General features: G+C 38.0%; 14 protein-coding genes and 1 pseudogene. 1 reads left to right on the forward strand and 14 read right to left on the reverse strand.

What is annotated here, in order from left to right:
* The first annotated feature begins 184 nt into the window (after nt 1-184).
* A complete protein-coding gene (locus V0410_RS15165) occupies nt 185-1066 on the forward strand; it encodes a cupin-like domain-containing protein (protein WP_110008924.1) in 882 nt (293 codons plus the stop codon).
* Nucleotides 1067-1126: 60 nt separating this feature from the next.
* On the opposite strand, the gene V0410_RS15170 is transcribed toward V0410_RS15165, so the two are convergent.
* The 14 genes and pseudogenes from V0410_RS15170 to V0410_RS15235 all read right to left on the reverse strand — a co-directional run bounded on the left by V0410_RS15170 (nt 1127) and on the right by V0410_RS15235 (nt 11790).
* On the reverse strand, nt 1127-2851 hold the full coding sequence (locus tag V0410_RS15170; RefSeq protein WP_330744727.1) for a hypothetical protein: 1725 nt from the start codon (nt 2849-2851) through the stop codon (nt 1127-1129).
* A 169-nt stretch (nt 2852-3020) separates the two neighbouring features.
* Nucleotides 3021-3749, reverse strand: a complete 729-nt coding sequence (locus tag V0410_RS15175; RefSeq protein WP_330744728.1) for a metallophosphoesterase family protein — start codon at nt 3747-3749, stop codon at nt 3021-3023.
* Between the two features lies 1 nt (nt 3750).
* Nucleotides 3751-4293: an RNA 2'-phosphotransferase gene (locus tag V0410_RS15180; protein ID WP_330744729.1), complete on the reverse strand. Its 543-nt coding sequence runs from the start codon at nt 4291-4293 to the stop codon at nt 3751-3753.
* A 10-nt stretch (nt 4294-4303) separates the two neighbouring features.
* Nucleotides 4304-5245, reverse strand: a pseudogene (locus V0410_RS15185) (ADP-ribosylglycohydrolase family protein).
* Nucleotides 5245-5931 (reverse strand): SIR2 family NAD-dependent protein deacylase, encoded by a 687-nt coding sequence (locus V0410_RS15190; RefSeq protein WP_330744730.1) that lies wholly within the window; start codon nt 5929-5931, stop codon nt 5245-5247. Before V0410_RS15190 ends, V0410_RS15185 begins: the two are co-directional and overlap by 1 nt.
* Before the next feature lie 4 nt (nt 5932-5935).
* Nucleotides 5936-6442 (reverse strand): O-acetyl-ADP-ribose deacetylase, encoded by a 507-nt coding sequence (locus tag V0410_RS15195; RefSeq protein WP_330744731.1) that lies wholly within the window; start codon nt 6440-6442, stop codon nt 5936-5938.
* Entirely contained in the window at nt 6439-7254 is an 816-nt protein-coding gene (locus tag V0410_RS15200; RefSeq protein WP_330744732.1) for a TIGR02452 family protein, read from the reverse strand. The genes V0410_RS15195 and V0410_RS15200 overlap by 4 nt, the downstream gene beginning before the upstream one ends.
* Nucleotides 7255-7291: 37 nt before the next feature.
* Nucleotides 7292-7672, reverse strand: a complete 381-nt coding sequence (locus tag V0410_RS15205) for an ADP-ribosylation/crystallin J1 (RefSeq protein ID WP_330744733.1) — start codon at nt 7670-7672, stop codon at nt 7292-7294.
* Between the two features lie 16 nt (nt 7673-7688).
* Nucleotides 7689-8282, reverse strand: coding sequence for a DUF4291 domain-containing protein (locus V0410_RS15210; RefSeq protein WP_330744734.1), 594 nt, complete (start codon nt 8280-8282; stop codon nt 7689-7691).
* Between the two features lie 14 nt (nt 8283-8296).
* Nucleotides 8297-8770 carry a macro domain-containing protein gene (locus V0410_RS15215; RefSeq protein ID WP_330744735.1) on the reverse strand — a complete coding sequence of 158 codons (474 nt, stop codon included), beginning with the start codon at nt 8768-8770 and terminating at the stop codon, nt 8297-8299.
* 68 nt (nt 8771-8838) lie between these two features.
* On the reverse strand, nt 8839-9909 hold the full coding sequence (locus V0410_RS15220; RefSeq protein ID WP_330744736.1) for an adenylosuccinate synthetase: 1071 nt from the start codon (nt 9907-9909) through the stop codon (nt 8839-8841).
* 63 nt (nt 9910-9972) lie between these two features.
* The gene (locus V0410_RS15225) at nt 9973-10827 is read right to left on the reverse strand and encodes a hypothetical protein (RefSeq protein WP_330744737.1); all 855 of its coding nucleotides are present in this window, start codon (nt 10825-10827) and stop codon (nt 9973-9975) included.
* Nucleotides 10828-10829: 2 nt separating this feature from the next.
* Nucleotides 10830-11165 (reverse strand): hypothetical protein, encoded by a 336-nt coding sequence (locus tag V0410_RS15230; RefSeq protein WP_330744738.1) that lies wholly within the window; start codon nt 11163-11165, stop codon nt 10830-10832.
* Nucleotides 11166-11241: 76 nt separating this feature from the next.
* Nucleotides 11242-11790, reverse strand: coding sequence for a 2OG-Fe(II) oxygenase (locus V0410_RS15235; protein ID WP_330744739.1), 549 nt, complete (start codon nt 11788-11790; stop codon nt 11242-11244).
* Between the last annotated feature and the right edge of the window lie 24 nt (nt 11791-11814).

The following is an 11814-nucleotide window of genomic DNA, read 5'->3' on the forward strand; positions in this document are numbered from 1 at the left end:
TAACATAATATGAATAGGTTTTGTCTTAATGAAGGCATAAACAACAATTTTAAAGGGAAGTAAGAAAATTGATATTTTTACTTATTCTAAATAGGAAAATCTGATTTGAATCATAGATTAAAAAAAAATTAAACACTGGTACATATATATATATTTAATAATTTTGTAACATAAAATTTATAAAATGGGAATTATTTTAAAGCCTATAGATGTTGTAGAAGACATTTCTAAAGAAGATTTCTACGAAAAATATCTGAAGCCAAGAAGGCCCGTTGTCATCAGAAATATGGCAAAAAAATGGCCTGCTTATCAAAAATGGACGATGGAATATATGAAGGAAGTTGTAGGAGATGTGGAAGTCCCTCTCTATGACAGCTCAAAGGCAGATCCTTCGGCTCCCATCAATGCATCAGCAGCAAAAATGAAGTTTGGAGATTATATCGATCTTATCCAGCGAGAGCCAACCGATCTTAGAATTTTTCTCTTCGACCCTATAAAATATGCCCCGAAATTGCTGGAAGATTATATTTCCCCTAAAGACCTGATGGGAGGATTCCTGGATAAATATCCGAATATGTTCTTTGGTGGAAAGGGATCAGTGACATTCCTTCACTTTGACATTGATATGGCTCATATTTTCCATACACACTTCAACGGAAGAAAACATATTCTTCTTTTTGATTACAAATGGAAAGAAAGACTGTATCAGATTCCGTACGCAACCTATGCCCTGGAAGATTATGATATTGAAAATCCTGACTTCACCAAGTTCCCTGCACTGGATGGTGTGGAAGGAATTGAGTGTTTCCTTGAACATGGAGATACATTGTTCATGCCTACCGGCTGGTGGCATTGGATGAAATATCTGGACGGAAGTTTCTCAATTTCTTTAAGAGCCTGGGACAAATCATGGGCTGTAAAAGCACATTCCCTATGGAATCTTACCGTACAGCGTAAATTTGACGACATCATGAAGTCTAATTTCAAAAAGAAATACATGGACTGGAAGGAGAAAATGGCGATCAAAAGAGCAGAAATAGCTTTGAAAAGAGGCTTACCAAGATAAACTAAAACAGGCGTTTCCATGGAAACGCCTGTTTTAGTTTATCTATTTATTATCAATTGATTACAACACTCTGTAAACCGGATACTGCCTGAAAGTTTTCTCTTCAAAATAAGGAGAATGCCTGTAGATCCAATCCAGTTGTGCAGTTCCATCTTCGGACAGTTTTTTGTCGGACGCTTTCGCTGCTTCAAAGGCTTCTTTCAGCTTTTTATCTTTTTTCAGGAGTTCGGCAGCTGTATCTTCGAAAATATAAGCAGAATAGTATTCTTTCTGCGCCAGAATTCCATCGAAGAAATTCCAGTTAAAAAATGAATCTAATGCCTCAGGCTCAAGAGTTTCTATAATATATTTTACCCCTGGCTGATCGGTAGTAACAAGATAATCCCCTGCCGAAAACAGCAAATTTTTAAGGGAAGCATCAACCGTCGTTTCAAAGTGCAGATAATGGCCTTCATAAGGGTTTTTAACGGTTTTAAAATCTTTGATTTTATAGGACTCAACAGACAAAGTACTGTCTTTCTGCAAAGGACTCATCTGAATATTGTTTCTCTTCAATTCTTCAATTACACGATATTGTGATTGTGGAATGACATAATACTTCGGAATGGTAATATATCCCGTTGGAACAGCTGTTGTAAAGAGTTTTATATTCTTGGTAAATGGTTTATTACGGTCATAATACAGCCTTGGCTTCCCCGAAACTTCACTAGGTTTGTACTTTCCTTCGTAGCCCTTAAAATCCATCGTAGAAAATTTTGTGGAGTCTATGTTCCAGCGGATTCCATATTGTTTTCCGGCCTGATACTGTTTTAAATTTTCAATGCGGAGCTGCTTTATGGTATGATAATCTTTATCCAAATTCTGCAGGTTCACCAACATATATTTGTAGGTAGCATCTACCCTTTTATCATAAGGCTTCAACATATGGGTTTCCGGAACAGTTCCTAAGGAATTGAAAAGCGAAGTATATCCTGTAGAGTATCTGGGAGAGTCTTCAAATGAGGCAAATCCTACTTCCGGAACATCTCCGTGAATGTTGACATAAGGAGTACTTTCATACCCCAGCTTTTTCATATCTTCAAGATTTTTAGCCTGATAATCATTGTAGAAGTAATTCCCCAGAGTATTGCCCAGACGTTCTTTAAAAGTAGAAATATAGGTAAACGTATATTGATAATCCGCTCCGTTGCTGACGTGATTATCAATAAAAACATCTGGTTTTAACCACTGGTAGATTTCCTGAAAGCTTCTGGCATTTTTGGAATCTGCCTTGATAAAATCTCTGTTCAGATCATAATTTCTTGCGTTTCCCCTGAAACCGTACTGCTCCGGGCCATTCTGATTGGCTCTCGAGTAAGATCCTCTGTTGAGCATTCCACTGACATTGTAAGCGGAAATAGCAGCAATAATAAAGTTCTGCGGAGTTTTAATTTTTTTAGCCGCCAGATCTCTCATCAGCATCATGGTAGCATCTATTCCATCCGGCTCTCCCGGGTGAATTCCATTGTTGACAAAAAGAATGGCTTTGTTTTTTCTTAATTTTTCAAGGTCTTTTTCAGGAAAAGGATTATAAACCACTACATAAATGGGTTTTCCATTGTCATCTTCTCCCTTTTTAAGGTATTGAATGGTATTGAAATTTTTAGCCAGATCCTGATAATAGCTGTTCATTTCGTCGTAGGTAACTGTCTGATTTCCGTTCCCTTTTTCAAAAGGGGTCTGAAATGATTTTTGAGCCAAAAACAAGGTAGAACTTAAGGTGAATAAAAGATATTTCAGTTTCATTGAAGTCATATTTTCAGACTTTAAAATTAATCATCTTTTGTGAGAAACAGGGATGGGTTGACAGTCAAAATTGCAAAAGGTAAAATTGTTTTGCAGATAGAAGCCTAACAGGTTTTGAAAACCTGTTAGGTTTGTTTGTGAAAATTTGAAAATTTTATTTGTAATGCTTTTAGTTTCGCCCTTTTTCTTTTGGATATAAGGAAGGAAGCGGATCACTTTGCCAGAATTCTTTGGAATCGATATCCATGATAGATAAAGATCCGGTATAAGCCGCTCCCGTGTCCATATTCCAGATATTGGCTTTGTTGGCAGGAGTTGCAATTCCTATTTCAATCGTAGGTGTATGCCCTATAAATATTTCATTGTATAAAAGCAGTCTCTTAGGATAAAGCTCTGAATTTTTCTGCAGTTTTTTATCCATTGCAACAGCCGTTTCCCAGAGGGTTCTGTCCCAGCGGTAATTACTGGAATATACTTCTCTTTCAGGGCCGTGCATGGAAGCGTATCCCGCATGAATAAACAACCGGTTCCGATCGTCGATATGATAGTTTTTCATCCTTTGAAAGAATTCCAGGTGAAGATCCAGTTCTTCCGGGAGATAATCTTTATAGCTCTCAACAGTACTCTTTCCACCATTAAAAAGCCAGACATCAGGGTTTTGCCCGAAAGCCATCCAATCTTCGCACCATGCATCGTGATTTCCTTTGATGAAGATACATTCCTGCTTTTTGGAAAGACCTATTAAAAAATGTATTATTTCAGAAGATTCACTCCATCCGTCTACATAATCTCCCAGGAAAATCAGCTGATCATTTGGCGTAACCTCAGCTCTTTCCAGAACCTGCTGTAAGGCTTTAAATCCTCCGTGAATGTCTCCAATTACAAGTTTTCTGTTCATTTTACTTTGAAATATATTTTGCATCTACAAAATCTGTCAACCAAACTCCGTTTGCAGATTGGTAGAAAGACAATCCTTCCTGATGCATGGTTCCGGTTCTGATCGTAAGAATCACAGGCTTGCCGTGTCTCATTCCGACCTTTGCAGCTGTCTCTTTATCAGCGCTTAAGTGCACATGCTGACGGCTTCTTTTTTCAATTCCTTTTTCTAAAATAGAAGAAATATTGGCTTTTGCTGTTCCATGGTACAGAAATTCCGGCGGTTGTATGGCTTCCAGCGCCAGATCGATATCAATAGAATGTCCCTGGCTTGCTCTGATCTTCGTTTTATCTTCGTTCAAAGCAAAACGCTTTTTGTTGTTCGTTTCTACCACCTCATCCAATTCTTCGGGAGTAAAATATATTCTTTTATTTGCTGACTTTTCCCGCAGTTCTTCTATATCTGCCCAACCGTTTTCATCGAGCGTAAGCCCAATGCTTTCAGGCTCATGCCGCAGGATCAGGCTTAAAAATTTACTTATTCTTTTCTTTTCTATTTCGTTCATGGGTTGTGTTTTAATTCATTAATTTTTGGTGTAATTTCTCACACAACGTTTCAATATCATCCTTTCTCACCAGCTCAGAAATCCATTCTTGTGGAATATTTTCATATCCATAATAAATTCCGGCAATCCCTCCTGTGATAGCTCCCGTTGTATCGGTATCTTCCCCGAGGTTGACGGCCTTCAAAACAGCTTCAGCATAGCATTCTGAGTTTAAAAAACACCATAGAGAGGCTTCAAGGCTGTGAAGAACATAGCCGCCACTCTTAATTTAATCTTCAGGATATTTGGAAATATCATTTTTTAAGATCCTTTTGAATAGTTCAATTTCATCAGGATTAAATCCTTGTTCTTCAGCATATTTTAAAGTGATATTCTGTGTTAGCTCATATGCTTCTTTTTTATTCTTTCCTTTCAACAGTTGAATGGCTAAAATGACATAGATGAAACAGGCAAAGACAGAACGGAAATGACCGTGAGTTATTGCGGAAACCTCTTTTACCGTCAGATACAGTTTCTGAATATCATTTTCCTTCTCAAGATAGAAAGCGAGGGGAAGAATTCTCATCAGAGAACCATTCCCGTTATCTTCTTCAAAAATATTTCCTGAAAATCGTGCACTCTCACCTTTGATTAATCTCGCCAGAGAATGTCTTGTCGTTCCTCCAATGTCAAAAAGCCTTCCATGGGCAGTCCAGTGACCGTATTTATTCCATTTTACGAAACTCTGTCCGATTTTTTCCAGATCATATCTTTTGGAAAGTTCATCAGCAAGGCAAAGTGTAAGAGAGCTGTCATCACTCCAGGTTCCTTTGGGTTGGTTCCATGACATATACTCCAGCATTTTTGTTACCGGAAAACGTTTTAAATCTTCTCTTTTTTTGAATTCCACCGGAACACCAAGGGCATCTCCAATACAAACGCCCATGATACCTGCTTTTACTTTATTTTCCATCAGGCAAGGTTGACCAATTTATCAAATAATAATTTCATCCCCTGAGTAGCAGTTTCTTTCATTACTACGGCTCTTTGTCCATAGCCAAACCCCGTTTCATTAGGATTGATGACAATTAAAAGGCAGTCATCTTTGATATCATGAATGAGTCCTGCTGCGGGATATACCTGCAAAGAAGTCCCGATAACCAGCAGAATATCCGATTCTTTTACAATTTCTCTTGCGGTCTGGTATAAAGGAACATCTTCTCCGAACCAAACGATAAAAGGCCTTAATTGTGCCCCATCTTCAGCTTTATCACCAATTTTAATATCCTTTTTTTGTTCATATATCAGGCTTTTATTGTTGCATGAGCATGATTTGAACAGTTCTCCGTGAATATGAAGAATCTTAGTAGATCCTGCTCTTTCGTGAAGGTCATCAATATTCTGGGTAATGATCTGAACATCAAAATATTTTTCCAGCTCTGCCAGTAAGTGATGCGCTTCGTTGGGCTGTACTTCATGCAGCTGCCTTCTTCTCTGGTTGTAAAATTCCAGCACCAGAGCTCTGTCTTTTTTCCAGCCTTCCGGACTTGCCACATCCGTAACATTATAATTTTCCCAGAGACCGTCTCCGTCTCTGAAGGTTTTTATTCCGCTTTCGGCACTGATTCCGGCGCCGCTTAATATGGTTAGTTTTTTCATGGGTTTAATCTAAAAACTTTTGGTAAATTATCTCATTTTCATCATCAAAGCAAACAAATATAACTTTCTCAATGATGTCTGATTTAAAATTTCTGACCGCATCTACAGCAATTTTTCCAGCCAGTTCTTTTGGAAACCTATAAACTCCCGTACTGATATTAGGAAAAGCAATGGTTTTCACACCAAGGCTTTCCGCTAATTTCAAAGAATTATGATAACAGTTTGCAAGAAGTTTTGATTCTTTCTCAGCATGACCATTCCAAACCGGGCCTACCGTATGAATAACATACTTTGCCGAAAGATTTCCAGCAGTAGTTACAACAGCTTCGCCAGTATTACACTTTCCTTGTCTGTTTCTGATTGCCCTGCATTCTTCCAATATCTTAGAACCTCCTGCCCGATGAATGGCACCATCAGCTCCACCTCCACCAAGTAAGGAAGAATTGGCTGCGTTGACAATAGCATCGGCCTTGATTTTTGTGATATCCCCTTTTATTAATTCAATTTTCATTGTATTTCTTCAAATGGTTTCAACATTTCTTCTTTCTTGGTAAGCACTGCAAAAACCACTCTTTTAAATTTATTTTTATATTTTCCCTGAAGATGCTTTTTAAATAATCCTGCAATTTCTTTTGGATCATTTTTAAAGACACCGCATCCCCAGGCTCCTAAAATCAGAACTTCATTTCCTTGTTGTAAAGCCAGTGAAAGCATTTTATCCATTCTAAGATCCATTGCATCAAGAATTTCATGTGCTCTTTCCGGTTCCAGACGTTTTACCACGCCTGCATTGACTGCCGGAGACGTGATGAAATTACACAGGACAGGCTTAGGAAGCAACTCTCCTTTATCTTTCCTGAAAACAGGAACTTTAGGACTGTAAATCATTGTATCCGTATAAAAACAGGATTCCATTGCACGGTGAATGGTATAATAATCCCATGCCTGAAGTAAGCTTTCATAAAGTCCGGAAGTTCTTGCCAGGCTTTCTTCCTGAGCTTCTGCACCGTTGATAAATCCTCCCCCTGGATTTTTTGCTGATGCAAAATTCAGACACATAACCTTCTCCTGATTTTCTTCTTCGGCTAATTGTAAAATTGCTTTTAAAGAACTGCACTTCCATGCTTCAATTTTTGTTTCAAAACTGATTTCCGGCAACGGAGATTCTATCATTTCAGAAAGCTGTTCCGTAGTGAAAAGAGAGGTTTCTTTCTTACTGATTTCCAGCTCGTTTTCTATATTTATTTTTTCGTTATGTTCGTTAATATAATATTTTTTAGCTAAGATATCCAAAGTATCTTTTGCCATTCCTTTATTAGTCATCGTTAGTTTTTTTATGTTGATCATCAAATCTTCCAACTCAGCACTTTGAAGCCTTCTTAAAGTCATCTCCTATAAAGACTTTGATTACTTTGATATCTCCTACAATTGCCTTATTAAAGCTGTTAAGATCTTCGGAAGGAACCCATAGTTCATTATGGTTTCTTGCTCCTACATTCTGAGCAGGATATTGAGCTGCTGCTTCTTCCAGTACATCAAACCGGGTTACGAAACCAAGATAGTTTCCGGCTTCGTCTCGGGTATTCCATTTTTCTGCAATCTCTGAAGCATATTCTTCATTAAGAGCTGGGTAAAAAATGGGCTGCCATTCCAGTCTTGGAGGAAATTTTTTAAATCCGCTTTTCATAATCAATATCATTTCTTTTTCTCCTACTGGTCTGTATAATGTTGTTGTTTTCATGACGTTCGTTATTTAGTTATACTGTGGCTCCAATTCTGTAAGCCAGTTCTTTTGACAGAGGATAATTTTTTTCTACCGGCAGCAGTTTCTTTGCCTTGTCGAATTCTCCCGACTTGGAAAGATTAAGAATCTTTTTAACCAAAGGAGAATAATCTTCGATTTTTACAATCCATTCTTCATTGAACTCCTCAATCAGTGAGCGGCTGATTCCTACCTGAATAGAACGGTAATTCAGTTTTGTTCCTTTAATATTCCTTTCAGGATCCCATTGCACATATATTCCGGCATTTTCAAAATCTTTTTCCCATTTTCGGGGATCGGGATAAACCCTTTTTTCAGGTGAAGTAAGAATTGCTTTGCTTAAGGCTTTCTCCCAGGCTTCTCTTTTAATATGTATGGCCAGGGTACATTCCTGATTGGGTTTCTGTCCATAGTTGCTGCGTTCCATCATCCAAAGAAAAGAAGGCTTTATCCAGGTCATCCTGTTGAATGAAAAAGGAGCTGTAAATTTCTGATTCTCTACGGCTGGTTTTGCAATTGCTTTATTATAGGCCTGATAGACGATCAGCGTGTCATTTTTATAATCTGCTCTTATTTCAAATTCTTTCATTGTTGGTTAATTTATTAAAAATCATACACATATACCTCCACATTCTTTACAAGCAATGTTCTTTCGATAATAGGTTCAATTTCTTCCCATTTTCCTCCTGCCAGTCCACATCCGATTCTTGGCATGTGAACGCTTGCATTCAGCAGCAAAGCTTCATTGGAAAGTTTTTCCAGAGCTTTTTCAATGGCATCATACCGAACAGGGACACCATTGCTTCCGGTTTTTATTCCTTTTTGCCCGATTATATTGGCTACAAAAATGTATTTTTCAACCTGAACCAATTGAATTTCTCCTAAAGCAAAATTATTTTTACTTCTGAAACGGTGCCAGTTTCTATATTCTTTTTCCGGCTCTTCCCATCTTTTGGAAACTGCCAGTACAAAACCTTTTCCCCAGCCTCCGATATCATTGCAGATGTGGGCGATGATTTTTGTTCCTTTGGCCTGTGGGACCGTAGCATCCCCTTTTAAATATTGTATCGTTTTCATGGTTATTTTCTTTTATTCTCTATCATTTCCTCCTCTCTAAATAAAATTAACATTTTTAACTACTGAATTTAAAAAATCCGCTTAAAATCTTTAGAATAAGGAGAATAGGATCCATAAGCGGCCTTCAATTCAATATCCAGATTTTCCAGTTTAAATTGTTCATCAATCTGATCCAGGCAAGTGATGACAAGATTCTTTTTAGTAGGAAATAGATAAGCTCCGTCCAATTTCAAGGCATAATTCAACAGTTGATAATCTATTTCCCCTGTTCTCAGCTCCTTCTGATATTCATTAAATATACAGGTTTCCTCTTCATTATTTCTAAGTTTCATTTCTTTTTCATTGCTCATCCAGCCGTTTCCGTGGCGGGTTGCATAACTTCTGGTGACATAATACATTTCAACGTCTTCAATTTTTAAAAGCCTACAGATCTCAAAGGCATTTTTTGAAGTGGTATAAGCATAGGTCACATTGGGAAAAACGCCGTGGTCCATATCGAGTAAAATACCCTGGCTTCCTTCAAAAATAAGGTGATCGAAGTTAGCCAGATAGTTATAGTCACTTATTTTCCAATCCATACTGTCAATAGCATCTAGAAAAGGCTGTAAAAGTTCACTAATTTCGTTTTCATCTATAAAGCCATAATAATAGGCAATTCCTTTCAGCTTTTCCATCAGCATCTCTCTGGGCGCAATCAGGTCTGCAGCAAATAGTTTATAAGGGCTTTCGTGTCTTTTCATCGTGGCTCCTACTCCTTTTCCACAGGTTCCGTGTTCCAGATTACGGGCACTTGTTCTGTTCTGCCATACATCGAAAGGAGTTGTAATTTTTGCCAATGGATGGATATGGAGCTCAATATTTCCGTTCTTTGCTTTTAGCTCTTCTCTTTCATTCAGTAGAAAACCCGGATGAATCGTACAATGCTCTGTAAAGTAAGAAGGCAGACCGCGAAGTGCACCGCTTGCAAAACTGGAATGCACATGCTTTCTTTCATCAATCATTACAGTATGAGCAGCCTGCTGACCTCCTGAAAATCTGATCACAACAGCCTCCGGATTCTGAGAAGCCAGAAAATCTGTGGTAATTCCTTTTCCTTCATCACCAAAACCAAGTCCTATTATGATTTGCGCCTTTTTCATCTCTTTTTATTTTTTTAAACCTTAATCACCACTTTATCAATTTACTACTGGTATTCAGAAATTCTAAAGCATCTGAAACTGATCCACCCCTCCTGTTCCTGGTGTCCCAAAGGTTTGATCTTTAAATTTATCACAGATAATGTTTTTAATAACATTCGGAATTTCTCTGTGATCTGCTATGGAAATACAGTTTTGTCCTAATAATTCTTTCCAGCCTCTGTCTGCTCTCAGTGCCTGATCCGAATGTAAAACACTGATGTGGTATACTTCGTATCTTTTCTGTGCTTCTTCCAGCAGTTCAAAATGAGTATAGGTTTGCTGCCCTTTTCCCATAATTTCCCTGATGGCGGAAGCGGGAAGTGTTTTTAAACAAGGCTCATCCCCTACGGTAAACAGCAGTCCTTTTTGTTTTCTCTTTTCAAAGGCATCTGTTCTTGTGTGAAATGCTGCAAAATACCACGCTAAAAGATAACTTTCACCTGCATTTCCACCTCCTCCGGATTCAATATAGGTTCGGGTAAGCCACATATCCAGTTCTGCATCTCCTGATTCGAACTGTCCCACCTGAAGCGGATAGCCATCACATTCATGATCTCCGATTCCAAGGAACAATAAGGCCGGATCGGGAACGCCTCCCTGGATGATTCCGCCCATCAGTTTTGGCAATCCATCTCTGATTAACTCGTGAGGGATATGTCCCATACTTCCGGTAACATCTAATCCTAAAATAATGGGAACTGAATTGGGATGAACTTCCGAATCCCGGGATTCCCTGAAAGAAATTCCATGTGGATTCATCGATTCATGAGCCATTCTTTTGGCATTCTGGGTGAAAATTTCCCCTGCGGTTTTTGTTCCGTAACCTGCTTTTCTTGCTCTGTCATAACGCGCGTCTAAATCGTATCTTGTACTTCCCATGACTATAATTTTTTTCCAAATAAATATTCAAATCTCTTTTGGGTAACTTCGAGCTGAATATTCAGATTTCTGATTGTTAATGATAATTCCATGTCTTTCTGAACGAATGCTTCAGGATTGAAATCCACAAAAGTCAGACTGTTCCTGTCCAAAGGACTGATATCAATAAGCCCTTCCTGTTCACGCTCGAGCCTTTTGATTTTTAGTTCGATATCTTCCACTCTGCGCCTGTAGATCAATTCGGAACCTGCCCCGATGATCCTTGCACGGTCTTCTCTGATCTGATCATTATTTCTTTGTAATGATTCGATAAATCTGGGTTTTAATTCATCTTCCATGATCAAATATTTTTATTTGTGTTAATATTACACTAATTAAACAAGACATAGTAAAGCCTTTATCTTTTAAGAATGATTATTCCCTGTAATACATGATATCCGTTCTTAGAACATACTTTACTCCACTAATTAAAGTTTTTCCTTCGTGTCTCAGCGGATGGTGAAAAATAAGCGCTGTTCCTTTTTTAGGAGCTACAGTAAACAGATTTTCAAATTCTGTTTCACCTCCTTCAAAATCATCATTCAGATAGATCATAAAAGTGTAAAAGCTTTTCTCTCTTTCATTTCGGATATAACTTCCGTCTCTGTGCATTTTGAACTGCTGCCCGGGAGCATATTTATAAACTCTGAGCATTTCATTAAAGGTAAGAATCTGATATCCATCATGTTCCTGAGGTAAAAATTCCACAGCCTTGTTAAAAAGCTCTTCAGCGATTGTTGTATCAAAAATCATCAGCCGGTCATTATTTCTGATCCCTTTATTCATCTGCTGGCGTCCGAATACATTGATCTTTGCTTCTTCAAAGACTTTTTCCTGTGAAAGACTGATATAATGATCACATTCAGCTTCGGTCAGAAAATCTTCAATCAGAAATATCTGTGGGTGTAATTCTATTTTTTCCATAATTAATATTTTGTGCCTGGTTGT

Origin of the sequence: Chryseobacterium sp. CP-77, from assembly GCF_036362765.1 — a bacterium.
Classification (GTDB): domain Bacteria; phylum Bacteroidota; class Bacteroidia; order Flavobacteriales; family Weeksellaceae; genus Chryseobacterium; species Chryseobacterium cupriresistens.

What these genes read in the sequence shown, in the direction of transcription:
- V0410_RS15165 (WP_110008924.1), top strand. Translation starts at nt 185, where the DNA reads ATGGGAATTATTTTAAAGCCTATAGATGTTGTAGAAGACATTTCTAAA.
- V0410_RS15170 (WP_330744727.1), bottom strand. Translation starts at nt 2,851, where the DNA reads ATGAAACTGAAATATCTTTTATTCACCTTAAGTTCTACCTTGTTTTTG.
- V0410_RS15175 (WP_330744728.1), bottom strand. Translation starts at nt 3,749, where the DNA reads ATGAACAGAAAACTTGTAATTGGAGACATTCACGGAGGATTTAAAGCC.
- V0410_RS15180 (WP_330744729.1), bottom strand. Translation starts at nt 4,293, where the DNA reads ATGAACGAAATAGAAAAGAAAAGAATAAGTAAATTTTTAAGCCTGATC.
- V0410_RS15190 (WP_330744730.1), bottom strand. Translation starts at nt 5,931, where the DNA reads ATGAAAAAACTAACCATATTAAGCGGCGCCGGAATCAGTGCCGAAAGC.
- V0410_RS15195 (WP_330744731.1), bottom strand. Translation starts at nt 6,442, where the DNA reads ATGAAAATTGAATTAATAAAAGGGGATATCACAAAAATCAAGGCCGAT.
- V0410_RS15200 (WP_330744732.1), bottom strand. Translation starts at nt 7,254, where the DNA reads ATGACTAATAAAGGAATGGCAAAAGATACTTTGGATATCTTAGCTAAA.
- V0410_RS15205 (WP_330744733.1), bottom strand. Translation starts at nt 7,672, where the DNA reads ATGAAAACAACAACATTATACAGACCAGTAGGAGAAAAAGAAATGATA.
- V0410_RS15210 (WP_330744734.1), bottom strand. Translation starts at nt 8,282, where the DNA reads ATGAAAGAATTTGAAATAAGAGCAGATTATAAAAATGACACGCTGATC.
- V0410_RS15215 (WP_330744735.1), bottom strand. Translation starts at nt 8,770, where the DNA reads ATGAAAACGATACAATATTTAAAAGGGGATGCTACGGTCCCACAGGCC.
- V0410_RS15220 (WP_330744736.1), bottom strand. Translation starts at nt 9,909, where the DNA reads ATGAAAAAGGCGCAAATCATAATAGGACTTGGTTTTGGTGATGAAGGA.
- V0410_RS15225 (WP_330744737.1), bottom strand. Translation starts at nt 10,827, where the DNA reads ATGGGAAGTACAAGATACGATTTAGACGCGCGTTATGACAGAGCAAGA.
- V0410_RS15230 (WP_330744738.1), bottom strand. Translation starts at nt 11,165, where the DNA reads ATGGAAGATGAATTAAAACCCAGATTTATCGAATCATTACAAAGAAAT.
- V0410_RS15235 (WP_330744739.1), bottom strand. Translation starts at nt 11,790, where the DNA reads ATGGAAAAAATAGAATTACACCCACAGATATTTCTGATTGAAGATTTT.